This window comes from Nocardiopsis sp. CC223A, assembly GCF_030766825.1.
Classification (GTDB): Bacteria; Actinomycetota; Actinomycetes; order Streptosporangiales; family Streptosporangiaceae; genus Nocardiopsis.
Map to the genome: position 1 here is coordinate 18266 of NZ_JASFDV010000019.1, position 23562 is coordinate 41827.

Here is a 23562-nt window from a genome sequence, read left to right on the forward strand (position 1 = left end):
CCGGGGGAGGACTCCGGCACTGACGGAGGACTGTGTCACGATGCCCGCATGATCGAAGACTTCCGCCGCGCCGTCGCCGACGTCGTCGAGGCCGCCCAGTCGCGGCCCCACGACGTTCTACCGCTCGCCGGAACGCTGTTCCAGCTGGCCGGGCACGTACCCGTCGCGGAGCGGGTCGCGGCGCTCGCGGCCATCGCCGAGCGCCTGCGCACGCCGGATCGGATCGCCCTGGGGGCCGTCGCCGATCTGGCGGTGCTGTGCGGCGCCCTCGTCGAGGTGGGGACCCCGGCCGGGCCCGCCGGGGTCGAGATCACCCGCCGCGCCCGCGAGGTCGGTGCGCAGGCGCTGCGGTTCGCGGAGGCCTGGGAGTCGACGGGCGGGGACGACCCGCCGCACCCGCGGGAGACCGGTGAGTCGCACCGGGCGCGGGTGACCCCGGTGCTCGGTGACGCCGACATGTACTCGCTCGCCTCGTGGGCGACCATGCAGCCGTACGGGATCGCGATCCGCGCCGTGTTGAGCGACGCCGAGGTGCGCGCCGCGCTGCGCGCGGACCCGCGCGGGCTCGCCGAACTACAGGTGCTGTCCTCCCGGATGCGCCGCCACGTCGAGGAGTTCGGCGAGGTGTACGAGCTGCTGCTGATGGCCGAAGCCGACCGGATGCTCGTCCTGGACCGGACGTCGGGGCGTGCCTTCCGGGTGCGCTTCGACGGTGTGGGGGACAACTTCCAGCTGCACACGCTGCTGGCCGACGCGCTCATCGGGCCGGAGGGCCGGGGGGTGCCGGGGCAGCGGCCGATGCCGGACTGGGTGGCCTCCGCCACCGACCTGCGCGACGACCCGCGGCTGTCGATCGTCGAGGGCGAATGGGACCTGGTCGGCGGCGACGGCATGTGGGTGGGCAACGAGGCGACGCCGGGGTCGGTGCCGTTCGTCGACGGGGAGCGGGTGCTGGTGCTGGAGCCGATCTCCCTCAAGCACACCTGGCGGACCGGCCGCCGCCACCCGCACATCCCGGGGTGGCTGCGGATCGAGGAGGAGCTGGGGCGCGATGAGGCCGCCGCCTGGTGGGGGCGGGTGCATCCGGCGGGCACCGTCGTGCATCCGCTCGTGCAGAGCCAGGAGGAGACGTCCCCGGTGGTGGACGTGCCGCCGGAGGACTGGAGCCCGGCCGACGTGACGCCGACGCCGGGCCCTCCCGAACCCCGGGACGCCCCGGCCGACCGGCGGCCGGACGCCGATGACTCCTGGAGCCCCGTCCGCGCCTCGGGCGCCTCCGGCGCACACGCCGCCGCGGCTTACGAGGGCACCTCCGGCACCCACGGCCACGGCGGCCCCGCCGACACGGGCACCGGTGCGCCCGGCCCGGCCGGGCCTTCGGGTGCCCACGGTGCCGCTGGGGATGCCGGTGCTGCTGGTGAGTATGGTGCTCCCGGGTACGGCGGTGCTGTTGGTGTGCCCGGTGTGGGTGAGGCTCCGGGTGGCTGGGCGCCTACCGGTGCCCCGGGTGCTCACGGTGCCCATGGCGCCGCAGGGTACGGCGATGCTGCTGGTGAGTACGGTGCTCCCGGGTACGGCGGTGCGGTCGGGTCCGCTGGCGCTGGTGCTCCGGGTGTGGCCGAGGGCCCTGACACGTATGGTGCCCCCGGGGCCGGCGACGTCCCGGGAGGCCGACGGTCCGCCGACGTGGGGGGCGGTACCCCAGGACACGGTGGATCGGGTTCGGCCGGGGCCACCGGGGCGCAGGAGGCGTGGGACGCCTTCGGGGGCGGCGAGGCGAGTGTGCCGCCGGGGGCCTCGTTGGTGCCGCCGCCTCCCGCGGACCGGTGGGAGGTCGAGGCGGAGCCGTCGCTCGCCGAGGGCCCTGGGACGGACCGTGAGCCGCCCGGTGCCGGCCTGCTGGAGCCCATGCCGGAGGGCGTCTCCGACAGCAGCGGGTGGGGCCCGTCCTGGAAGTCCTGACCGCCGCGCACCATACCGCTGTGCCGTGGGCCCGACCGGGGCGTGTTCGGCGGATGCCCTCGTGCGGCTCGGTGCTTGCGCCGGGTGCCGGGAGAGGCGGTCGGGCGATCTCCCACAGGACGTCCCGGCGGAGGTGCCTCTACCGTGCGGTGCCGCGCGGGCTCTGCGGTGTCGCACGGCGGGCCGCCCGGGGCGTCCGTCCGGGCGCAGGCGGCACGGCGGGAGGCGGCCTGACGGGCTCCGCGGAGGCACCGCGCCGCAGGCGTCCGTAAGCGGGAGGTACCGCGCCGCAGGCGTCCGTTGAGGGCGGTGGCGGGCGACGGGCGGGCGGTGGCGGGCGACGGGCGGGCGACGGGCGGGCCCGGAGCGATCCGCCGAACACGTCCTAGGAGGCCGGGGACTCGGGGCGGGACTGGAGGGCGGCCCAGATCAGGGGGATCTGGAGGGGGACGCGGCCCCAGGCGACGAGGCGGTTGTCGGCCGGGCCCGGGAGGCGGCCCGTGCCGGAGTCCATGGCCATCCGGATGTTGGCGGGCCAGACGGCGAGGAGGAGGGCCGCACTGGCCGGGCCCGCCCAGCGGCGGCGGGTCAGCAGACCCACACCGCAGACGGCCTCGGCGACGCCGCTGCCGTACACCCAGGTCCGCGGGGCGGGCAGGGAGCGCGGCATGATCGCCTCGAACGGCTTCGGGGCGGCGAAGTGCAGCACACCCGAGACCAGGAAGAGGCAGCCGAGGGCGTACGGGGCGGCCGTGCGCAGTTTCGTCGTCACGGCTCCCAAGTTACCTGCGGGTCATAAAATGCGGAAGGCCCTCGCCCTCAGGGATTCCCTGACCGGCCGACACGGTGGGTGCCCCGGCGGGCACAATGGCGGGATGGAGACACCACAGGTGGCGGAGGAGAAGGAGACGCTCGCCCGTGTCACGGGTGAGACGGGCGGTGACCTGGTGCTGCGCCGGGTGGGCGCACACTACGAGATCTACAGCAACGGGGTGTTCCTCATGGACACCCGGGACGGCACCTCGGAGCGCGAGATGGTGCGCGCGAGCCTGGCCGCGCTACCGCGGGGGCGCTCCCGGGCGCGGGTCCTCATCGGCGGGCTGGGGGTGGGCTTCTCGGCCCGGGAGGCGCTGGACGACCCCCGGGTCTCCCTGGTGGAGGTCGTCGAGCTGGAGCCGCAGGTCATCGCCTGGCACGACGGCGAACTGGGCGAGGCCGCGGCGTACGTGCACCGCGATCCCCGCTGTCGGGTGCACAACGCCGACATCGTCGCTTGGACCGAGGCGGCGGCCGGGCGGCCGCAGCGCTACGACGCGATCTGCCTGGACACCGACAACGGCCCGGACTGGACCGTGACCGAGGCCAACGGCCGGCTGTACCGGGCGTCGGGGCTGGACCTGCTCAAGGGGCTGCTGGCCCCGGGCGGGGTGCTGGCGTTCTGGAGCGCCAACCCGGTGGAGCCCTTCGAGGTCCTGCTGCGCGAGCGCTTCACCCACGTGGAGGCGATCGAGGTGACGGTGGCCCACAGCATCCCCGACACCGTCTACCTCGCCCGGGAGCCCTGACCGCAGAACGGGGCCGGCGTCACCGCCGGCCCCGGGGTCCTCAGTTCCGGGAGGACATGAAGCGGGCGAACTCCTCCAGGGAGATACGGGAGTCGCCGTCGGTGTCCATGGCGCCGACGGCTTCGGCGGCCTGCTCGTCGGTGCACTCGTCGCCGAGGTTGCGCATGAGGGCGACCAGCTCGGAGGCGGAGATGCGGCCGTCGCCGTCGGTGTCGACGAGGGCGAACGTGGCGGCGTACTCGGAGGTCTCGGGCATTGTCTCTCCCAGTCGGGGGTCTGTCGGTGCGGAAAGGCTACCGGTATGACGAAGGGCCGCGCCGGGCGGTTCTCGCGCCGGTGCGGCCCTTGCGTCGGGGCGCCGGGTCAGATCACTTGCCGACCGAGGCCCGGGAGCCGATCCAGCGGGCGAGGATCGTGAACAGCACCACCAGCACGAACAGGCACAGCGCCGCGCCCCACGCGCGGTCGATGCCGGCCTCGAACGGCTGGGAGGCGCCGCGGTACAGCTGCATCGGCACGGCGCCCTGGGGCGAGCCCTGGAACGCGGTGACGATGATGCCGGTGCCGAACGCCGTCAGCAGCAGCGGCGCGGTCTCGCCGATGCCGCGGGCGACCGCGAGCATCGAGCCGGTGGCCAGACCGGGGGCGGCGGCGGGCAGCACCGTGTGGACGATGGTCTGCCACTTGCGGGCGCCCAGGCCGTAGCTGGCGTTGCGCATCTCGTTCGGCACCAGCCGCAGCATCTCCTCGGCCGAACGTGTGACGATCGGCAGCATCATCACCGCGATGGCGACGGCGCCCACGAACGTGCCGAAGCCCAGTCCTCCCCAGCCGACCACCAGCAGGCCGTAGACGAACAGGCCCACGAAGATCGACGGGATACCGGTCATGACGTCGGTGAAGAAGCGGATCGCGCCGGTCAGCCGGTTGGGGCCGTACTCCACGATGTACACGGCCGTGGCGATGCCGAACGGGATCGACATCGCGACCGCCAGCGCCATGATGTACAGCGTTCCGACGAACCCGGCCGCGTAGCCGCCGCCCTCGCGCCGGGGCGGGGGCTCGGTGGCGGTGAGGAACTCCAGGTTCACCACGCCGATGCCGCGCCGGGTGACCTCGAAGATGATCAGGATCAGCGGGATCATCGCGATGATCATCGCGCCGGTCAGGATGACCGTGGCCGAGCGGTTCTTGAACCGCCGGAAGCCGGAGCCGGGCGGGCGCACGCTCAGCGGGACGTGCTGCGCCGGGGTCGGGGGTGTGGTGGTCGCGGTGCTCATACGGCGGCGTCTCCCGTGAACTGCCCCAGCCGCCACACGACGACGCGGGCCAGGATGTTGATGATCATCGTGACCAGGAACAGGGCGACACCGATCGCCATCAGCCCGGTCCGGGCCTCCGGCGAGGACTCGCCGAAGGTCGCTGCGATGTGCGAGGCCATGCTGCTGCCGGCGCCGAAGAGACTGGCGCCCCATGCCTGGGAGCCGCCGATCAGCATCAGGACGGCGATGGTCTCGCCGAGGGCGCGGCCCAGGCCCAGCATGGTCGCGGCGACGATGCCGGAGAAGCTGGAGGGCAGCACCACCTTGGTGATGACCTCCCACCGGGTGGAGCCCAGCGCGTAGCCGGCCATCTGCTGCTCCAGCGGCTGCACGGCGATCACCTCGCGGATGATGGCCGTCATGATCGGCAGGATCATGATGGCCAGCACGATGCCCGCGGGGAAGTAGCCGACGCCGCGAACCGGGCCCTCGAAGAGGAAGAACCAGCCCAGGGTGGACTCGACCAGGTCGAAGAAGGGGCGCATCACGTTCGGCAGGAACCAGTGCAGGCCCCAGAGGCCGAAGATGACGCTGGGCACCGCCGCCAGCAGCTCCACCGTGTAGGACAGCGGCTTGGCGATGCGGCGCGGGGCGACGTGGGTGAGGTAGACGGCGACCATGATCGCCAGCGGCAGCGCGATGGCGATCGCGATGACCGACGTGAGCAGGGTGCCGTAGATGAACGGCCAGGCGCCGTAGGTACCGGTGATCTCGTCGCGGGAGCCGCCCGGGTCCCAGGTCTCGCCCAGGAGGAAGCCGAAGAAGCCCTCCTTGACGAAGACCGGCCACGCCTCGGTGGTGGTCCGGATGACCATCAGCGCCAGGATGACCAGCACGACGGTCCCGCAGGCGGCGACGGTCCACTTGAAGATCGGGTCGGCCAGCCGCCCTCTGCCGGCCACCAGGGTCCTCCGCGGGGAGTCCTCGGGGGCTTGCGGGGCCTCGGGGGCCTCGGTGGGCATGTGCTTCTCCTCTGTGGCTTTCGTGGGGAGTGGAGAGCGTCCCCGCCCCGGCACCACGGGGCGGAAGAGGGGCGAAAGGCGGCGGCCGGGCCGGGTGGCCCGGCCGCCTTGCAGGGTCTCCGGGAGGGTGAGGGGGTCCCTCGCGCCTCGGGGAGGGGGTCCGCGCTAGTTGGCGGAGTTGGTCTTCTCCAGCTCGGCGACCACGCGCTCGGTCAGGCCCTCGCCCAGGGGGGCGTAGCCCAGGTCGCCGGCGATGTCGCGGGCGCCGTCGTCGGTCAGCGCCCAGGTCCAGAAGTCGATGACCGCGTCGGCGTTGGCCTGCTCGTAGCCGCAGGTGTAGGTGAAGATCCAGTTGGAGCCGGCGATCGGGTAGCCGTCACCGCCGACGTTGTCGATCGCGAACTGGAAGTTCTCCGGGACCTCGACCTCCTCGGAGGCGGTCATGGTGGCCTCCAGGGTGGGCTCGATCGGGTTGCCGTCCTCGTTCACGATGTGGGCGACGGGCAGTCCGGCCTCCTGGGCGAAGGACTGGTTGACGTAGCCGATGCCGCCCGGGTTCTGGGTGATGCCCTGGGTGACGCCGTCGTTCTGCTGGCCGCCGACCAGGCCGTCGGCCCAGTCGAGCTCCTTGCCCTCGCCGTACTCGTCGGCCCAGGACTCGACCTCGGTGTTCAGGTAGTGGCTGAACACGTAGGTGGTGCCGGAGCCGTCGGAGCGGTGGACCGGGACGATCTCGTCGTCCGGCAGCTCCATGTCGGGGTTGAGCTCGGCGATCGCCGGGTCGTCGAAGGTGGTGATCTCGCGGGAGTAGATCCCGGCGATCGTCTCGGCGTCCAGGACCAGGCCGTCCAGGGCCTCGTTGCTGAACGCGATGACGACGGCGCCGAAGACCACCGGGAACTGGACGGCGTCGCAGCCGCGGGCCTCCGCGGCGTCGGCCAGTTCCTCGTCGCTCAGGGGCTCCTCGGAGGAGCCGAAGTCGACGGTCTGCTCCAGGAACTGCTCGACGCCGGCACCGGAGCCGACGCTCTGGTAGTTGATCTGGACGCCGGGCTGAACGTCGCTGTTGTACGTGTAGATCAGGTCCTGGAAGAGCGGGTCGGGGAAGCTGGCACCCGCGCCGGTCAGCGAAGCGCTGAGCTGCTCGGCGGCGTCGCCACCTCCGGTGCCACCGTCGGTGTCGTCTCCACCGCCGCACGCAGTGGCGAGCAGGGGGATGGCCGCCAGGACGGCGAGCTTGGAACGCCCGTTGCGCATGTCGAAGTTCTCCTCGTTGAATCACCGCTGTCGGGGCTGACGTGAAACGACGTTAAACGCGGAGAAAGTCGTGTCGCCATCGAAATGGCAGACCTTCGGTGGAAGTCGGGTGAATGGAGGGTGAATGCTGGTCACGTTTAGGTAACGAGCAATGTGTGATGGTTCTGTGTCCGGGGCGTTGCCGTAGTGAAGCCCACTGTGATGACCTGCGGGTATGCCAAGCGGGGCGGGGGGTGCGAGGTCATCGCTCCGATATTCGGGATTTTTCCCTCGTTCACTTTCGCATGCGTCTTCGAAAGAAGTGACGTGAACATGAACAAGGGGTCGCCCCGGGTGTTCCGGGGGACCCTTGGAGAAAGCTCAGAGCATGCCTATCCGCCGTTCGCAGTGTCCAATCGATAACCGATCCCGCGCACCGTGTGGATGAACCTCGGACGGGCCTCGGAGTCGCCCAGTTTGTGGCGCAGGCGGCGGATGTGCACGGCGATGGTGTTGTTCACCGGGGGCAGGGGCTTGTGCCAGACCTCGGTCCACAACTCCTCGCGGCTGACCACCCGGCCGTGGTGGCGCAGCAGGAAGTCCATGATCCCGAACTCCCGCAGCGCCAGGTCGACCGGATGGCCGTCCACGAACAACCGGTGTCCCAGGGCGTCCAGCTCCAGGGCCCCCGAACGCAGTGACGGGCCGGGGCCGGAGACGTGCTCCAGGGAGCCGCCGACGTCCACCCCCGGCAGCGAGCCGCGCAGCAGCGCGGCCAGCTCCGGGATGCGGTAGGGGCGGTTCACGCAGGCGGTGGCCCCGGCGGCCAGCGCGCGCAGTGCGCGCTGGGAGTCGCCGGGGCCCACTCCGATGAGGATCGGGATGTCGGTGGCCCGCCGGGTCACCCGCACCAGTGTCTCCAGGTCCACCTCGGGCGGGGTCGCGCTGGTCACGATCGTGTCCGGGCGCAGCAACCCCACCCGCAGCAGGGCCTCGGCCCCGTCGACGCACACCGTGATGTCCACGTCGTGGCCGCTGAGCGAGAGCACCAGCTGGTGCGACTGCTCCGACTCCGGCTCCACCAGCAGGACCCGCAGCGGACCTTCGGCGCGCTCCACCGCGTCGTCCGGGGCGCCCGCGGGGCGGGGGACGGACGTGGATGCGGGGAGCGCGGTCATGGTCGTGGTTCCACTTCGTCGGGGAGGGCGTGTCGAAGAGGTCTGCGGAGGGTCCCGGTCGGCTGCTCTGCCGATCAGCCGAAGCGGCCGGAGATGTAGTCCTCGGTGCGCTGGTCGGCCGGCTTGCTGAAGATCGTCGCGGTCTCGTCGAACTCCACCAGGCTGCCGTAGCGGTCGCCCTTGTCGTCGACGCCCGCGGTGAAGAACGCGGTGCGGTCGGAGACGCGCGCGGCCTGCTGCATGTTGTGGGTGACGATGACGATGGTGTACTCGGCCGCCAGCTCGTACATCAGGTCCTCGATCTTGAGCGTGGCGATCGGGTCCAGCGCCGAGCACGGCTCGTCCATGAGGATGACCTCGGGGTTCACCGCGACGGTCCGGGCGATGCACAGGCGCTGCTGCTGGCCGCCGGAGAGGGCGAAGGCGCTCTCCTTGAGCTTGTCCTTGACCTCGTCCCACAGCGCGGCCTTGGTGAGGGTCTCCTCGACCAGGTCGTCCATGTTGCCGCGTACGCCGTTGATGCGCGGGCCGTAGGCGACGTTGTCGTAGATCGACTTGGGGAACGGGTTGGGCTTCTGGAAGACCATCCCGATGCGGCGGCGGACCTCGATGGGGTCGACGTGCGAGGCGTACAGGTCCTCGCCGTGGTACTCGACCTTGCCCTCGATACGGGCGCCGGGGATGAGGTCGTTCATCCGGTTGAGCGTGCGCAGCACCGTGCTCTTACCGCAGCCGGAGGGGCCGATCATGGCGGTGATCTGACGCGGTCCGACCTTGAGGTCGACGTCGCGCACGGCCTTGTTGGAACCGTAGTAGATGGAGAGGCCGGAAACGTCGAAGACGGGGTCGCCCAGCCCGGGCACCTCGCGGTTGTACCGGACGGTGTCGGGGGCGACTCCGCGACCGGAGTCGGTGCCACGAGTGGACGCGGTGTTGCTGATGGACATGGTGCCACTTCCGGGTCGGACGGTGCTTGCGGGCTCATGAGGGGTGAACCGCCGGAGCGCGGTCGAACCCATGCAAATATGTCCAGGTGAAGCGACGGTGAACGATCCCCGTGGCCTGGATGAACGTGGGCGGTGGACTCGGATGTGTGATGACGCGGACCGTTGCCCGCCGGTCACCGAACCGCTCGGGTCGGTTCCACGCCGTCCGGATTGCGCCCCGGCGGCCCGCCGGGGCGTGCGGCGGTGCCCCGGCCGCGCGGCCGGGGCACCGGAGCTCTGTGCGGTGCCGCCCGTTCAGGCGCCCGCTTCGTCGGTCTGTTCGGCGATCTTCTGCCGGACCTCGTCCATGTCCAGTTCGCGGGCCTGGGTGATCAGGCTCTCCAGGGCCTCGGACGGCAGGGCGCCCGGCTCACTGTAGATGACGGTCTGGTCCCGCACGATCATCAGGGTCGGGATGGACTGGATCTTGAACTCGAAGGCGAGCTCGCGCTCCGCCTCGGTGTCCACCTTGGCGTGCACGATGTCGGTGTTCTTCACCGAGGACTGCTCGAAGACCGGGGCGAACTGCCGGCAGGGTCCGCACCAGTCCGCCCAGAAGTCGATGAGGACGAAGTCGTTGTCCTTCAGCGTTTCCGCGAAGTTGTCCTTGGTGAGTTCGAGGGTGGCCACGGGTTCTCCTGCCATCTGTCGGTGTCGGGCGGTCGGGCCGGGGCCCGGCCGCCTTCCTCTTCGGTGGACTACAGCGATCGTGCCCACTCGTTTGTTCCACATGCTCGCAGGACGCCCCCGGGGCCCGTGGCCGACCGGAAGATTCCTACATAACACGTGGTCAATACCTGTTTGGGTGGAAGGTGAAGATGGGGCTAACGTGGCGGGACGGGGGGCGAGAAGGGGGTTCGATGGGCGCCGAAACGGCCGACGGGGACACGGGGAAGGGCGGCGACACCGTCGACTACCGTTTCACCCTGGCCAACGAGCGCACCTTCCTGGCCTGGGTGCGCACCGCGTTGGCCCTGCTCGCCGGGGCGGTGGCCGTTCTGCACCTGCTCCCCCTGGGCTGGGAGGAGGGGCCGCGCACGGTGGTCGGCCTGACCCTGGCGGCCCTGGCCGCCGTCATCACCCTCTACGCCCCGATGCGCTGGTACCGGGTCCAGCGCATCATGCGCGACGGCGGCACCCTGAAGATGAGCCTGCTGCCGCTGCTGACCACGTTCGCGGTAGGGCTGGTGTGCCTGGTGTTGCTGCTGGGGCATCTGCTGTGAAGAGCCCGGCCGACCGGGGGGATCCGGGCCTCCAGCCCGAGCGCACCCTGCTCGCGTGGCAGCGCACCCTGGTCCTGCTGGTGGTGGTGGGCCTGCTGTTCCTGCGCGGCGAGCTGACGGAGGGGGCCACCTCGGTGCCCCAGGCACCGCCCGTGCTGCGGATGGCTCTGATGATCGCCTTCCTGTTCGTCGCCGCCTCCGTGGGCCTGCACCTGTGGCTGCGCTGGCGGCGCAGCCGCGAGGGGCTGAGAGATCCCGACGGCACCGGCGGACCGCTGCGCTCGGTGTCCGCGCCCTGGGCCATGTTCCTGCTCTGTGGGGCTGTTCTGGTGCTGGCCGTCGTCCAGATCGCGGCGGTGCTCCTGGGCTGAGGGCGTGTCCCCGGGCGGTCGGTGCGGTGTCCGCGCCTCGGGTCGTGTGCCCGCCCCGTGCCTGCTCTGCTCCTGTTTCTGCTCCTGCTCTGTGCGGTCGTGCCGGCGCCGTCCGCCGGGCGGATCGCGGCGGTGCGCCCCCGGCCGGTCGCGCCCTCCGCGATCGGGGCCGTCGGACCGGACGGGGTCCCGGCGGGAGGGGCCGCCGTCACGGCCCGTCCGCTCCGCTGTCGGCCACCGGCCCCGAAGAGCGGGGCCCGTACCTGCGGGCGGACGATCGTGCACGCGCGGTGCGGGCACGCGGAGGGGGGTTCGGGTGCCCGCGGCGGGGCGCGGGCGGTCACTGCTCCTGCCGGGTACCGCTGTCCGTCGTTTCTGCGGTCTCCCCGGGGCAGGGGGGAGATCGGTCCCCTCGACGGGGAGTCCTCCATGAGCGGGGATGGAGTGGGATGCCCTCGGCGGGCGGGAGTCATGAGGCGTCGGCTCCGGCCCTGGGGCGGGTGAGGAGCGGTCGGGCCGGTGCTAGACGGGCTGCGGGACGGTGTCCTGCGCCCGGCGGTGCTCCACGATCGAGTTGATGATGGCGTTGAGGTCGCGGGTCGGCTCGTACCCGACCAGGGTCTTGGCCAACGAGGTGTCGGGGTAGCGGCGCTGCATGTCCTCGTAGCCCTCGCCGTAGGCCTCGTCGTAGTCGATGTACACGATCTCGCTGTCCGACCCGGTCAGTTCCACCACGCGGTCGGCCAGTCCCTTGATGGACACCTCCTCGTGCCCGCCCAGGTTGACCGCCCGGTTGTAGGCCGCCGGAGTGTCCATCAGCGCCAACATGCCGGGCACCACGTCGAACACCGATCCGAAGCAGCGGCGCTGCGTCCCGGTGCCGTAGACGGTGATGGGCCGTCCGGAGAGCGCCTGGTCGACGAACCGGGGCACGACCATCCCGTAACGGCCGGTCTGGCGGGGGCCCACCACGTTGAAGAAGCGGGTGATCACGCAGGGGACACCGGATTCGGCGCCGTGCACGTAGGCCACCAGCTCGTCCAGACCCTTGGCGGCGGCGTAGGACCAGCGGCTCTTGGTCGGCGACCCGTAGATCCGGTCGTCGTCCTCCTTGAGCCCGTCGGCGTCGTTCTTGCCGTAGACCTCGCTGGTGGACGCGACCATGTAGGGCACCCGGTGGCGGACCGCGGCCTCCACCACGTTCTCCGTACCGTGCAGGTTGATCCGCAGCGACCGCAGCGGCTCGTCCACGATGTTGTAGACGCCCACCGCCGCCGCCAGGTGGAACACCGTGTCGGCCTGCGAGACCAGGTCGTCGACCAGGTCCCGGTCCAAGATGTCCCCCTGCACGAAGCGGAATCCGGGTGAGTTCTCCAGTTGGACCAGATTCTGCTCGGAGCCGGTCGACAGGTCGTCCAGGACGACCACCTCGTGCCCCTGTGCGACGAGGTGGTCGCACAGGTGGGAGCCGATGAAACCGGCTCCTCCGGTGACCATAGCCTTCATGGTTTCCCCTCCATTTTCAGGCGTTGACTTGTTTCTTCACTGGGGAGGTGACGCGAAATGGGACGGGCGGGGGAGTCTCGGTGCCGGGGCCGGGCCCCGGTACCTCTCAGGCCAGACAGCGCAGGATGTGGAAGCCCTCGCCGAAGGCGACGCCGGCCTGCATGCCCCGGAGGACGGCCAGACTGCGCAGGGTCAACTCCGAGCGGGTGTGCGGGTGCCGGTGGCTCTGCGACCCGTACAGCTCCATGCCGAGGAGTTTGTCCCCCACCTCCTTCTCGGACAGTTCCACGATGAGGTTGGGCGAGGGCGCCTGCTCCAGCCGCCACTGGTCGGCGGCCTCCTCGTAGGCGAGCACCAGGCGGGGGTGGTGGCGCAGCTCCCTGTCGGACGGGCGCAGGGCGGTGTGCACCGCCTCGGCCGTGACCTGGTGGTCCTGGTTGTAGCTGGTCCGGTGGGGGGCGATGACCACGGTCGGGCGCAGCCGCGAGACGGACAGCGGGCTGCTGCTCTCGATGATCTGGGTGAGGTTCACGCGGGGAACGGCGTCCAGTCTCAGGTGGTACTCGTCGCCGGGCAGCGCCATGTGCCAGTCGTCCCAGCCGAAGTGGTCGGCGACCTTCTTGATCTCGGCGTAGCGCTCCTCCGCGGTGGAGAAACCCTTCGGCGACTGGTCTGCGGTGTCCCCGACGGTCATGAACTGCACGAAGACCTCGGCGCCCCCGGCCTTGGCCTTGCTCATGAGGCCGCCGCAGCCGAGCGTCTCGTCGTCCGGGTGTGGTGCGAAGACCAGGATGCGTTCCTGGGACCAGTCCGTCGTCATGCTGGTTTCCCGTCCTTTACCGAGTGTTGGGGGCGCACGCCCGCGAGCGGTGCGGCTGCGGGGCGCCCCGGGTGACACGGCGGCCGCGGTGCCGCCACGGGGAGATCGGCTCGTGTGAGATCAGCTCTGCGTTCTCGCTCGACGGAGGATCTCCAGGGCGTCCGGACCCGCGTTGAGCAGCAGGTCGATCGCCGACAGTCGGGGAGCGAAGTCCTCGGTCTCCCGCTGGTACTGGCGGTAGACCGGGTGCCGAAATCCCTGCCACTCGACGTCGATCCCGTAACGGAGCAGGATCTGCGGGTCGAGGTAGTCCCGGGCCCCGTCACCGGAGAGCAGGACGGACGCTCCGGCCTTGGTACAGATCTGGGCCAGCAGTTCGGTCTTGCGGCCGGGGAAGTCACCGATCTCGCTCGCGCGCAGGATCGGCGTGTCGATGCCGAATCCGCGCATCACCATCCGCGTCGTGGCGATGGCCAGGGCCGCGAGGTTGTCCCACTCGGTCTCGTACAGGTGGGCGATTTCTTCCTTGTAATCGTTCCAGTAGGGAGTCTTCGGATAGCAGTGCTCGGCCAGTGCCTTGAGGTGTTTCGCCCTCCATTTCTGGTTGTTGTCGATCTCTTTGTCCAGAATTAGGTCGTCTCGACTGCCCTGTGTCACCGGAACTGTCAATAGCACCGGGCGGCCACGTCCGGCCACATAGTTCCGGTTCTGCCATCCCCGGCGTTCGAACTGGACCGTGTCGAGGACGACGAAGCGGTCGCAGCGGTCGAGCTTGTCGACCATGCCCAGCCACGGCAGGTAGTGCGGCTGGTGGATCGCCACCCGGACTCGTCGGTCCGGCGAGGAGCCCGGGCCGGTCGGCGCGTCGACGTCGGGCTCTCGACCCGAGGCGGCGGGGGCAGGCCCGGGTGATGGGGAAGCGGACTCACCGATCACGCCGTGCACTCTCCTCGTCTCCGTCCGTCTCGGAACGCGCGGAACCCTGCGTATCAGGGCCGTCCGGGGATAAACCGACGGCGCGTGCGCCCCCGGTCCCCGATCTCAAATATCTTCTAATGGGTACCACTTCACGCAAGCCCGTGTATACGATTTCCGTGGCCTACATAGGACGCGAACTCGGGTGAACCCCTCCAGGTGGCAGGGCGTCAACCTAACGCCGACTTAGCGGGTTAATGTCGGTCCGAAACCGCTGACTTTCGGGAGGGGTCCCAAGGCTGTGCGTATCGTTCGCTTCGTCGGCGGCCTGCTGATCGGGCTCATCGCCCTGGCAATCGCCGTCACACTCTTCGTACTCTGGTTCGACTTCGCGACCGACATGGCCGCGGCGGCAGGGCTCGGCCCCGTCGGGTACGTGTTCCTCTGGCTCGCCTTCGGCGCCAATCTTCTGCTCTGGACCGTCGTCGGGCTGCTGCGCCTGGGCGACGACTCCGTCCGTACCGTGCTGCGGCGCGACGTCACGGCCGGCGAACGTCGCGCCGTCCGCTCTCGCGAGCGCGTCCTCGTCGGAGCCGGCGGCCCCGCCGACGGTGCCGAGGGCGCCGAGGCCGAGGGCGCTCCGGCGACCCGGGAGGGGGAGGACCCCCGGGACGCCACCCTCGCCGTGATCATCCCCGCCCACAACGAGGAACCGGTCATCCACGGGGCCATCGGCTCGGCGCTGAGCCTGTTCCCCCGGTGGGACATCTACGTCGTGTCGGACTCCTCCAAGGACTCCACCGCCGAGATCGCCGCCAAGACCGGTGTCAACGTCCTGGAGCTGCTCACCAACCGCGGCAAGGCCGGGGCCATCGAGGCCGTCATCGAGGAGTTCGCGCTCACCGAGAACTACGACGGCGTGCTCATCCTCGACGCCGACACCGAACTCGACGAGGGGTACGTCGACGGGGTCCGGCGCCAGCTGCGCGACCCCAAGGTCGCCGCCGTCGCCGGGTTCGTGGTGTCGGAGTGGAAGCCGCACGAGCGGACCTTCGTCGGGCGGATGATCTCCGCCTACCGGGACCGCCTCTACTTCATGCTCCAGTACTTCATGCGGTTCGGGCAGACCTGGCGGGGGACCAACGCGTCGTTCATCGTCCCCGGATTCGCCAGCGTGTACCGCAGCGAGGCGCTGCGGGAGATCGAGGTCAACCCCAAGGGCCTGGTCATCGAGGACTTCAACATGACGTTCGAGGTGCAGCACAAGCGCCTGGGGCGGATCTCGATGCGGCCGGACACCAAGGCCTACAGCCAGGACCCGTTCACGTTCTCCGACTACCGCAAGCAGGTGGGCCGGTGGACGCTGGGGTTCTGGCAGACGGTGCGCCGGCACGGGATCTGGCCCAGCATGTTCTGGGTGTTCCTCGGGCTGTACATCTTCGAGGTCGTGGTGGTCTCGCTCGTCCTGCTGCTGACCACGATCATCGCCGGGTTCGTCCTGGTCGGCACGATCGCCGGGGAGGCGTTCGTGGCGGTGCCCTTCGTGGGGACGTCGTTCACCGCGGTCACGGCGTTCCTGCCGCTGACGGCGCTGGCCATGGGCCTGCTCATCCCCGACTACATGCTCACCTGCGTCATGACCGCGATCCGGCGGCGGCCGTCGTACCTCGTGTACGGGCTGTTCTTCTTCCCGATCCGGGTGGTGGACGCCTTCATCACGCTCAAGATGATCCCGCGGGCCTGGACCGCCCGGTCGGACGGCCGGTGGGCCAGCCCCGACCGCGTCGCCAAGAAGTGACCCCGCGCGGCGGGGTGGGCGCCGCGCGGTGTGGGGGACGGCACGCGCCACCCCGGGGGCGGCCGGTTTCGGACAGCGTTTAGCCTCGGAAAAGGGCCCCGGACCTTCGCGGGGTGCGAGATCGTCCGAGTGGGTGTGGAGCAACGGTGGACAAGAGCCGTGTGTCGTTGGGGTTGTACCGGGTGCTGGCCTATGTGACCGGTGTCTTCCTGCTGGGCCTGACCTTCGTGGCCATGCCCGCCAAGTACCTCATCGGGGAGACCGCCCGGTTCTCCCTGATGCCGGCGCCGTTCGGCCTGGAACAGTGGTTCGGGCCCGAGTCGCCGCTGATGCTGTTCATCGCCATGCCGCACGGCTACATCTACATGGTGTACGTGCTCGTGGTGCTGTGGGTCGCCCTCGACCGCCGCTGGAGCGCGCCCAAGACGCTCGGTGTGGTGCTGGCCGGCACCATCCCGGTCCTCGGCTTCGTGGTCGAGCACCGGGTCGTGCGGGCGGAGAAGGCGAAGGAGGCCGGGGACGCCGCTCCGGCTCAGGAGCCTGCGGCCGCGGGTTGATCTTCTCCCGGGTCCGGGGCCTTCTCCGGTTCGGAGGGGGCCTCCTGTGCGTCCTGGGTCGCCCGCGCGTCCGTCGGTTCCCGCCGCATCGGCAGGGTCCGGGATACCAGGCCGGGGATGCCGTCCTGGTTCAGGAGCCTGCGGCCGCGGGTTGGTCTTCTCCCGGGTCAGGGGTCTTCTCCGGTTCGGAGGGGGCCTCCTGTGCGTCCTGGGTCGCCCGTGCGTCCGTCGGTTCCCGCCGCATCGGCAGGGTCCGGGATACCAGGCCGGGGATGCCGTCCTGGTTCAGGAGCCTGCGGCCGCGGGTTGGTCTTCTCCCGGGTCAGGGGTCTTCTCCGGTTCGGAGGGGGCCTCCTGTGCGTCCTGGGTCGCCCGCGCGTCCGTCGGTTCCCGCCGCATCGGCAGGGTCCGGGACACCAGGCCGGGGATGCCGTCCTGGTTCAGGAGCCCGCGGCCGCGGGTTGATCTTCTCCCGGGTCAGGGGCCTTCTCCGGTTCGGAGGGGGCCTCCTGTGCGTCCTGGGTCGCCCGCGCGTCCGCCAGTTCCCGCCGCATCAGCAGGATCCAGAACACCAGGGCGGAGACGCCGAACATCGCCCACTGGACGGTGTAGCTCAGGCTGCGCCAGTTGACCGTGAACCCGGTGGGCGGCTCGGGCGGCGGCGCCGGGGTGAGGCCCTCGACCGCAGGATCGCCCGCGGGCAGGATGACGTACCCCTCGTAGAGGGGGTGGTCCCACTCGTTGACCAGCAGCGAGGTGGCGATCCGTTCCACCGTCCCGTCCTCGGTGGCGACGGGGGTGAAGCCGCCGTCGGAGACCGGCGGCAGCAGCCAGCCGGTGACGGTCACCTCGTCGTCGGGGACCCCGGGGGCCGCCGTGCCCTCGGGGACCCAGCCGCGGTCGACGGTGACGGCGGAGCCGTCCTCGGTGACCAGCGGCAGGATGACGTCGTGGCCGCGGACACCGTCCTCGGTGCGCGGCACCAGCAGCGTGTCCTCGGGGGAGTAGCGGCCGGTGACGGTGACCGCCGTGTTGGCGAGGGTCTCCGGGTGCATGTACTCGCCGGGTTCGAGGAGGTCCTGGAGCGGTGCGGCGTCGGCGAGGTCCGCCACCGGATTGGTGATGACCTCGCGGTCCGGCTCGAAGGCGCGGACGAACTGCCAGGCGGTACCGGCGACGCACACCGCGGCGACCAGGAGGATGCCGAGGTGGATGCCGATCCATCGGGGACTGAGCAGCGGTGATCTCACCCGACCAGGCTATGTGCGCCTTCGGAGGAGTCGGTCATGACCCCGGGTTGACACTGCGCGCGGTGGCTTGGGGCGGCATCGACGGAGGAATGGCGATCACTTTAAGTAAGTTCTCGTGACACAGGGTTGTCTACCGAGGTCGGGGTGGGTAGTGTCTCTATCAACGCGGAACGACAAAGTCGCTCCGGGGCCGCAGAGGCACCGAGCGCACCGAGCCGCCCGCGTGCGGACCTTTCAGGCCGCGACTCCAGGGGGGAGGAGTCGCAGGCCGCTTCCCAGGCGAGGGACGCTTCCGTACTTTGAGGGGGGATGCGGAAGCGGCCCTCGCCGCCTTTCGCGGCGGGGTGCGCCTTCGGGCGCACCCCGTTCGCGTGTCCGGGGTCACTGCCGAGGGCGGGTGCGGTACGCGGTCCACAGGTCCACGGCCTGCTCCAGGCCGAGTGCGGCCACTTCTTCGGGGGGGACGCCGGCGGTATGGATCAGGCGGTCGGCCAGCCACCCCGGGACCGGTTCACGCGCGGGTCGGAGGTCGGACGGAGGCACTCCGGCGCCCCGGCCCAAGTGTTCGATGACGGCGGCGAGCCGCTGCACGGCGGGAGTGTTCCCGGGTGCCTGACGCACTCTTCGCGCGGCCTCGGAGTAGACCTGGGCGTCCGCCCGGGCGCCGACCGCCCAGATTTCGCAGACCTCCACGTTCTTGTCGTCGGTCACGCGGTACACCACACGCCAGGTGCTGCGGCCGACGATCAGTTTGCGGAACCCCGTGAGCTCCCCGCCCAGAGGGTATCCGGCCTCCGGGTTCCCCTCCAGGAGCAGGATCTTCTTGAGGACTTTCGGTACGACGTCCGGACCGAGGCGGCGCAGATCGTCGAGCGCGGCGTCGGTGAAGGCGATCTCGGCCATCAGTCCTCGGGCAGTTCTTCGAGCGAGGCACGGCTGTGCCCGAAGGCGGACAGCACGTCGTCCATGGAGGTCCGTCGGCCGTTGTCCGTGAGCGCCCGGGCCATCACGAGGGCCAAGTCCCTGAGGTCGGCCTCGGCCTGCTCCAGGTCGGCCAGCCGGGCGAAGGAGACCACGGCCGCGACCGGCTCGTGTCTTCTGGTCACGATGATCTCGGTGCCCTGCTCCGCGTCGTGGACGATGCCCGCGACACCGCGTCTGGCCGCATCGGTGACGCTGATCCGCTGGGGGTGCTCAAGAATCGCCATTCCTCAACTGTATAGAAAAATGTGCAGGTCGCCAACGGGGTCATTCCGCGGCGGTCGCGGTGCGCCGGGCCAGGGGGAAAGGGAGGGCGTAGGCGAGGGTGACGCCCAGCATGAGGCCGGTGGGGACGGCGGCGAAACCCATGCCGATCGCCGGTCCGAGGGAGAGTCCGAGGGGCCGGTCGGGGAGGTGCTCCGTGCCTTCGTCATGTGCGCCATCCTCGCCGCGGGGCCGCCGGGCCGGTAGGAGCAGTTGCCGGCGGCCCGGGACGACGGTCGTCATCCCGGGCGGCGGTGTTCCTCGCGCGCCCACGTCAGGGGCGGCACGCAGGGGGTGCTCCGATGAGGTCACGGCCGCCCGTCCGGTCGCGTGCGGCGGCTTCTCCGGGCGGGCCGACAGATCCCGTGGAAGACGGCCGGTCGGCGTCGGCCCGTGAGCCGGACCCGCCGGAGAAGCCACCGCACATCCTCACGGTCAGCCCATGGTCTTCTGGCCGTCGAGGGACTCGCGGATGATGTCGGCGTGGCCGCAGTGCTGGGCGGTCTCGCGGAGGATGTGCAGGAGTACGTCGCGGACCGACCAGGCGGCGCCCTGCTCGAACCACGGGGCCTCCGGGAGCGGGTGGCCCGCATCCAGGTCGGGCAGTGAGCGGACGTACTCCTCGGTCGCGGCCGCGACACGACCGTAGTGGGCGAGGGTGCTCTCCAGGGTCTCGCCGGCCGACAGGGTGAAACTGTCGGCCTGCTCCTTCCAGACGGCCGGGTCCTCGTAGTCGACCGGCTCGGCGGGCGGGCCGTCCTGGGCGAACCGGATCCACTTCTCCTCGACCCGCGTCACGTGCTTGACCAGGCCCGCCAGGGTCAGCTCGCTGTCGGTGGTGCGCCGGGAGGCCTGCTCGTCGTCGAGCCCCTTGACCGTGTGCCGGAGGAAGTCCCGCTGGTCCGCGAGCATCTTCAGGATGGAGGTGCGCTCGGTGTCCGTCGTCATCGTGGCCGCCTTCTGGGTCGCCGTCTCGGTGGTACCACCCTAGAAAGCGTGGAGGTCAGGTTCTGTCCTCCATTGGCGGAGAACATGAGTGGTGTCCGGGCGCTTACGGATACCCTGGCGTTCTGGCGACTCGGAGGCCTCATGACCATTCCGCTCCAGTACCGGATCGACGGACCGCGGCACGCGCCCGTCGTGCTGCTCGTCCCACCGTTCGGCACCACCATGTCGGTGTGGGAGCCGCAGATGCCCGAGCTGACCCGCAACCGCCGGGTCCTGCGGATCAACCACCGCGGCCACGGCTCCTCGCCGGTCGCGGTCGGCTCGTGCGGGATCGAGGACCTCGCCCTGGACGTGCTCGCGCTGCTGGAGAAGCTGGACCTGGCACGGGTGTCGGCTGTGGGCGCCGGGTTCGCCGCCTCGCTGGTGGTGTGGATCGCCGCCAACTCGCCGCGCACCCTGGAGCGGATCGCCCTGCTGGCGGCGGCGCCGCGCACGCCCCCCGCGCACAGGTGGAGCCGCCTGGCGGACCGGGTGCGCGAGGACGGGATGGAGTCGGTGCTGGCCGACGTGTCGCTGCCCTGGTTCACCCCCGACATGGTGCAGGAGCGCCCCGACGTGGTGGAACGGTTCACCGGGGAGCTGGGCCGGATCGACCCCGCGACGTTCGCCTCGGTGTGCGACGCGGTGCACACGATGGACCAGCGGCACCTGGTGGCGGGCGTGCGGGTGCCCGCCCTGGTCGTGTCGGCCGCGCACGATCCGATGCTGCCGCCCGGGCACGGGCGCAGGCTCGCCGACGGCATCGCCCACTCCCGGTTCGAGGTCGTCACGGGAGCCGCGCACCTGCTCGGTGTGGAGCGGGCGGACCGGGTCAACGAGCTGCTGGTGGAGCACGTGGCCCCGTGATTCAGATGAGCGGGCTGCTGATCTCCAGCAGGTAGCCGTCCGGGTCGCGGAAGTGGGCGGCGCGGATCCCCCAGGCCGTCCAGTCGCGCGGCGCCATCACCTGGCGCGCCCCGTCGGCGACCAGCCGGGCGGCGGTCGCGTCCACGTCGTCCACCTCGAACACCACGGCCATCCGGTCCTGGTGGGGCAGTTCGGGGTCGGCGGTGTCCGTCTCCAGGGCCTCGGCCATCACCTCGCGCTGGTTGAGCACCAGGCGGGTGGTGGAGTCCACGTCGAACTCGGCGTAGCGGCTGTGCTCGTCACCGCGCAGCACGGGGAGCTTGAGCACGTCGGAGTAGAACCGGAAGCAGGCTTCGTAGTCGTCGACGAGTAGGCGGATGTAGCTACAGCGCATCTCGGGGGCCTCCCAGCGGGGTCTGCGGTCGTCGGCACCAGTGTGGCGCCTCGGGGCGGCGCCCTTCCTGAGTATCCGTACCCGGTTTCCGGGTCCAGGGGGGTGCCGACACGGGGACGGGGGATTTCCGCGGCCTGTCCGGATGCGGCCACACCCCCGCATCCAGCTGCGCTTTCGCCGGGGAGGGCCCGCCTGCGGCAGGCCGTATCACTTCTGCGTCCAAGTGTAGTGCTTGTTCTGTCGAATGTAGTACATGTACTATCGATCGCAGCAGAGAGACAACGAAGGAGGTACGGACATGGCGGATGCCAGTGCGCGATCGGTGGCCCGGGAGGTGGCGCACGGAACACCCGAGCCGGCCGCGATCACCGTTCGCGGTCTGCGCATGAACTACGGGACGACCGAGGTCCTGCGCGGCGTCGACCTGACCGCCCGCCGCGGCGAGGTCGTCGCCCTGCTCGGCCCCAACGGCGCCGGCAAGACCACCACCGTCGAGATCCTGGAGGGTTTCCGGACCCGCTCCGCCGGCGAGGTCGAGGTGCTGGGCATGGACCCGGCCCGCGGCGACGAGCGCTGGCGGGCCCGGATCGGCGTGGTCATGCAGTCCTGGCGCGACCACGCCGCCTGGAAGGTGCGCGACCTCATCGACCACTTCGGCCGCTTCCACGCCCCCTACTCCGAGCCCGGCCGCCCCCGCCCCCACGACACCGATGAGCTGCTGGCGTCCCTGGGCCTGGCCGAGCACGCCCACAAGCGGCTGCGCACCCTCTCCGGCGGCCAGCGCCGTCGCGTCGACGTGGCCCTGGGCCTGGTCGGCCGCCCCGAACTGCTCTTCCTCGACGAACCCACAGCCGGTCTGGACCCCCGGGCCCGGCGCGACTTCCACGAACTGCTGCACCGGCTCGCCGACGAGGACGACACCACCATCCTGCTCACCACCCACGACCTGGCCGAGGCGGAGAAGCTCGCCGACCGCATCCTCATCCTCGCCGGCGGGCGCATCGTCGCCGACGGCAGCGCGGACCGCCTGTCCTCCCTGGTCGGCATGCACAGCGAGGTCACCTGGAGCGTCGACGGCGCCCGCCACGTGCACGCCACCGACAACCCGGCCCGGCACATCGCCGAGCTGTACCGGGTGCACGGTGACGGCATCACCGACCTCAAGGTGCTGGGCCCCTCGCTGGAGGAGGTCTACCTGGACCTGGTCCGGCGCTCCGAGTCCGGCGACGCGGAGCGCGCCGCCGTCGAGTTCGCCGAGGAGATCCGATGAACCCCGTTCCCAAGACCGTCCCCAACGCCGTCCGCGCCGGGTTCTCGCGCGGCTGGATCGAGTTCAAGAACTCGTTCACCAGTCCCGGGGAGGTGATCGGCGGCTATCTCGCCATGCCCCTCGTGTTCATCGTCCTGACGCTGTTCGTCGGGGACGACACCGTCGACGGAAGCGGCACCCCGGTCGCCGCGATGGTGATGACCGGCGGGGTGTCGGTGCTGCTGCTCATGCTCGGCACCGCCACGGTCGCCCAGGTCATCGGCAGCGAACGCGAGGACGGGACCCTGCTGCGGGCCCGCGTCGCCCCCGCCGGGATGGTGGGGTACGCGGTCGGCAAGACCTGGCACCTCGTCACCATGTCCGCGGCGGCCCTGGCGCTCATGCTGGCACCCGGCCTGGTCCTCATCGACGGGTTCGCGGTCCAGGGCCCGACCGGTGCGTTCACCCTCGTCTGGGTGACGGTGCTCTCCCTGACGGCCCTGGCGCCGATCGGCGCGGTCCTCGGCGCCACCCTGAGCAACCCGCGCACCGGTGTCGGCCTGATCATGATCCCGGTGATCGGGCTGACCATGGTCTCCGGGATCATGTCCCCGATCTCGGTGATGCCCCCCTGGCTCCAGACGGTCGCCCAGGTCTTCCCCGTCTACTGGTCCGGCATGGGTGTGCGCGCCGCCCTGCTCCCCGAGGCCCACGCCGCCGCCGAGCTCGCGGGGACCTGGCAGCTGCCGCAGGTCGCCGGGGTTCTGGCACTGTGGGCCGTGGTCGGGTTCGTGGCCGCGCAGTGGGTGCTGCGCCGGATGACCCGCAGGACGTCGGGATCGAGGGTCCAAGCGGCCCGGGAGAAGGCGATGCAGCGTGCCTACTGAGGAGAAGAGGGGTGGGACCGGCCGCCGCGGCAGGGCGGCGGCCGGTCCGGCCGAGGTCATCTACAACCGCATCGCGATGCTGCGGGCGGAGCGGGACGTGTCCCGCCGCCAGCTCGCCGAGGCGCTCGGGGTGCACTACCAGACCGTGGGCTACCTGGAGCGGGGCGAGTACAGCCCCAGCCTCCACCTGGCCCTGAGGATCGCCCGCTACTTCGAGGTCCCGGTGGAGGTCGTGTTCTCCACCGAGCCCTTCCCCCGCATCGGCGGCTGAGCCGCCGCACC

27 protein-coding genes are annotated in these 23562 nt (G+C 70.9%); 10 read left to right on the top strand and 17 right to left on the bottom strand.

The window, feature by feature from the left end:
• The first annotated feature begins 48 nt into the window (after positions 1–48).
• The gene (locus tag QJS33_RS10160) at positions 49–1962 is read left to right on the top strand and encodes a hypothetical protein (RefSeq protein ID WP_306367646.1); all 1914 of its coding nucleotides are present in this window, start codon (positions 49–51) and stop codon (positions 1960–1962) included.
• A 385-nt stretch (positions 1963–2347) separates the two neighbouring features.
• Here the strand turns inward: QJS33_RS10160 and QJS33_RS10165 are convergent, their stop codons facing one another.
• Positions 2348–2734, bottom strand: a complete 387-nt coding sequence (locus tag QJS33_RS10165; RefSeq protein WP_372339629.1) for a MauE/DoxX family redox-associated membrane protein — start codon at positions 2732–2734, stop codon at positions 2348–2350.
• Positions 2735–2837: 103 nt separating this feature from the next.
• Between QJS33_RS10165 and QJS33_RS10170 the strand changes: the two genes are divergently transcribed.
• Positions 2838–3527 (top strand): spermidine synthase, encoded by a 690-nt coding sequence (locus QJS33_RS10170; RefSeq protein ID WP_306367648.1) that lies wholly within the window; start codon positions 2838–2840, stop codon positions 3525–3527.
• A 40-nt stretch (positions 3528–3567) separates the two neighbouring features.
• Here the strand turns inward: QJS33_RS10170 and QJS33_RS10175 are convergent, their stop codons facing one another.
• The 7 genes from QJS33_RS10175 to trxA all read right to left on the bottom strand — a co-directional run bounded on the left by QJS33_RS10175 (position 3568) and on the right by trxA (position 9841).
• Entirely contained in the window at positions 3568–3783 is a 216-nt protein-coding gene (locus QJS33_RS10175; RefSeq protein WP_306367649.1) for an EF-hand domain-containing protein, read from the bottom strand.
• A 112-nt stretch (positions 3784–3895) separates the two neighbouring features.
• Entirely contained in the window at positions 3896–4807 is a 912-nt protein-coding gene (pstA, locus tag QJS33_RS10180) for a phosphate ABC transporter permease PstA (RefSeq protein WP_306367650.1), read from the bottom strand.
• On the bottom strand, positions 4804–5811 hold the full coding sequence (gene pstC / locus QJS33_RS10185; protein WP_306367651.1) for a phosphate ABC transporter permease subunit PstC: 1008 nt from the start codon (positions 5809–5811) through the stop codon (positions 4804–4806). Before pstC ends, pstA begins: the two co-directional genes overlap by 4 nt.
• A 165-nt stretch (positions 5812–5976) precedes the next feature.
• On the bottom strand, positions 5977–7068 hold the full coding sequence (gene pstS / locus QJS33_RS10190) for a phosphate ABC transporter substrate-binding protein PstS (protein WP_306367652.1): 1092 nt from the start codon (positions 7066–7068) through the stop codon (positions 5977–5979).
• A gap of 371 nt (positions 7069–7439) precedes the next feature.
• Positions 7440–8225 carry a response regulator transcription factor gene (locus tag QJS33_RS10195; protein WP_306367653.1) on the bottom strand — a complete coding sequence of 262 codons (786 nt, stop codon included), beginning with the start codon at positions 8223–8225 and terminating at the stop codon, positions 7440–7442.
• Between the two features lie 74 nt (positions 8226–8299).
• Positions 8300–9172, bottom strand: coding sequence for a phosphate ABC transporter ATP-binding protein PstB (pstB, locus tag QJS33_RS10200; protein ID WP_306367654.1), 873 nt, complete (start codon positions 9170–9172; stop codon positions 8300–8302).
• Between the two features lie 294 nt (positions 9173–9466).
• Positions 9467–9841 (bottom strand): thioredoxin, encoded by a 375-nt coding sequence (gene trxA, locus QJS33_RS10205; RefSeq protein WP_306367655.1) that lies wholly within the window; start codon positions 9839–9841, stop codon positions 9467–9469.
• Between the two features lie 230 nt (positions 9842–10071).
• Here trxA and QJS33_RS10210 point away from each other — a divergent pair, with 230 nt between their 5' ends.
• Positions 10072–10434 (top strand): YidH family protein, encoded by a 363-nt coding sequence (locus tag QJS33_RS10210; protein ID WP_306367656.1) that lies wholly within the window; start codon positions 10072–10074, stop codon positions 10432–10434.
• The gene (locus QJS33_RS10215; RefSeq protein WP_306367657.1) at positions 10431–10805 is read left to right on the top strand and encodes a DUF202 domain-containing protein; all 375 of its coding nucleotides are present in this window, start codon (positions 10431–10433) and stop codon (positions 10803–10805) included. Before QJS33_RS10210 ends, QJS33_RS10215 begins: the two co-directional genes overlap by 4 nt.
• 522 nt (positions 10806–11327) lie before the next feature.
• Here QJS33_RS10215 and QJS33_RS10220 read toward each other — a convergent pair.
• The 3 genes from QJS33_RS10220 to QJS33_RS10230 form a co-directional block, all read right to left on the bottom strand.
• Positions 11328–12311, bottom strand: a complete 984-nt coding sequence (locus tag QJS33_RS10220) for an NAD(P)-dependent oxidoreductase (protein ID WP_306367658.1) — start codon at positions 12309–12311, stop codon at positions 11328–11330.
• Between the two features lie 106 nt (positions 12312–12417).
• Positions 12418–13131 carry a PIG-L deacetylase family protein gene (locus QJS33_RS10225; protein ID WP_306367659.1) on the bottom strand — a complete coding sequence of 238 codons (714 nt, stop codon included), beginning with the start codon at positions 13129–13131 and terminating at the stop codon, positions 12418–12420.
• Between the two features lie 120 nt (positions 13132–13251).
• Positions 13252–13953 (bottom strand): WbqC family protein, encoded by a 702-nt coding sequence (locus tag QJS33_RS10230; protein WP_306367712.1) that lies wholly within the window; start codon positions 13951–13953, stop codon positions 13252–13254.
• Between the two features lie 394 nt (positions 13954–14347).
• Between QJS33_RS10230 and QJS33_RS10235 the strand changes: the two genes are divergently transcribed.
• Both QJS33_RS10235 and QJS33_RS10240 read left to right on the top strand, forming a co-directional pair.
• Entirely contained in the window at positions 14348–15844 is a 1497-nt protein-coding gene (locus QJS33_RS10235) for a glycosyltransferase (protein WP_306367660.1), read from the top strand.
• 146 nt (positions 15845–15990) lie between these two features.
• The gene (locus QJS33_RS10240; RefSeq protein WP_306367661.1) at positions 15991–16401 is read left to right on the top strand and encodes a DUF3817 domain-containing protein; all 411 of its coding nucleotides are present in this window, start codon (positions 15991–15993) and stop codon (positions 16399–16401) included.
• Between the two features lie 440 nt (positions 16402–16841).
• Here QJS33_RS10240 and QJS33_RS10245 read toward each other — a convergent pair whose 3' ends face one another.
• The 5 genes from QJS33_RS10245 to QJS33_RS10265 all read right to left on the bottom strand — a co-directional run bounded on the left by QJS33_RS10245 (position 16842) and on the right by QJS33_RS10265 (position 19844).
• Complete coding sequence (locus QJS33_RS10245; RefSeq protein WP_306367662.1) at positions 16842–17651, bottom strand: SURF1 family protein; 810 nt, start codon at positions 17649–17651, stop codon at positions 16842–16844.
• A gap of 381 nt (positions 17652–18032) precedes the next feature.
• Positions 18033–18554: a type II toxin-antitoxin system RelE/ParE family toxin gene (locus tag QJS33_RS10250; RefSeq protein ID WP_306367663.1), complete on the bottom strand. Its 522-nt coding sequence runs from the start codon at positions 18552–18554 to the stop codon at positions 18033–18035.
• Complete coding sequence (locus tag QJS33_RS10255; protein WP_306367664.1) at positions 18554–18859, bottom strand: type II toxin-antitoxin system prevent-host-death family antitoxin; 306 nt, start codon at positions 18857–18859, stop codon at positions 18554–18556. The genes QJS33_RS10250 and QJS33_RS10255 overlap by 1 nt, the downstream gene beginning before the upstream one ends.
• A gap of 40 nt (positions 18860–18899) precedes the next feature.
• On the bottom strand, positions 18900–19139 hold the full coding sequence (locus tag QJS33_RS10260) for a hypothetical protein (RefSeq protein WP_306367665.1): 240 nt from the start codon (positions 19137–19139) through the stop codon (positions 18900–18902).
• A gap of 192 nt (positions 19140–19331) precedes the next feature.
• Positions 19332–19844: a DinB family protein gene (locus QJS33_RS10265; RefSeq protein ID WP_306367666.1), complete on the bottom strand. Its 513-nt coding sequence runs from the start codon at positions 19842–19844 to the stop codon at positions 19332–19334.
• 141 nt (positions 19845–19985) lie between these two features.
• On the opposite strand from QJS33_RS10265, the gene QJS33_RS10270 reads away from it, so the two are divergent.
• Entirely contained in the window at positions 19986–20750 is a 765-nt protein-coding gene (locus QJS33_RS10270) for an alpha/beta fold hydrolase (RefSeq protein WP_306367667.1), read from the top strand.
• Position 20751: 1 nt separating this feature from the next.
• On the opposite strand, the gene QJS33_RS10275 is transcribed toward QJS33_RS10270, so the two are convergent.
• Complete coding sequence (locus tag QJS33_RS10275; protein WP_306367668.1) at positions 20752–21144, bottom strand: VOC family protein; 393 nt, start codon at positions 21142–21144, stop codon at positions 20752–20754.
• 298 nt (positions 21145–21442) lie between these two features.
• Here QJS33_RS10275 and QJS33_RS10280 point away from each other — a divergent pair, with 298 nt between their 5' ends.
• Genes QJS33_RS10280 through QJS33_RS10290 form a run of 3 tightly spaced genes read left to right on the top strand, consistent with a single transcriptional unit; the run spans position 21443 to position 23551 of the window.
• Entirely contained in the window at positions 21443–22414 is a 972-nt protein-coding gene (locus QJS33_RS10280) for an ABC transporter ATP-binding protein (protein WP_372339630.1), read from the top strand.
• Positions 22411–23280 carry an ABC transporter permease gene (locus tag QJS33_RS10285; protein ID WP_306367669.1) on the top strand — a complete coding sequence of 290 codons (870 nt, stop codon included), beginning with the start codon at positions 22411–22413 and terminating at the stop codon, positions 23278–23280. Before QJS33_RS10280 ends, QJS33_RS10285 begins: the two co-directional genes overlap by 4 nt.
• On the top strand, positions 23270–23551 hold the full coding sequence (locus QJS33_RS10290) for a helix-turn-helix transcriptional regulator (protein WP_306367670.1): 282 nt from the start codon (positions 23270–23272) through the stop codon (positions 23549–23551). The genes QJS33_RS10285 and QJS33_RS10290 overlap by 11 nt, the downstream gene beginning before the upstream one ends.
• Positions 23552–23562: the final 11 nt, after the last annotated feature.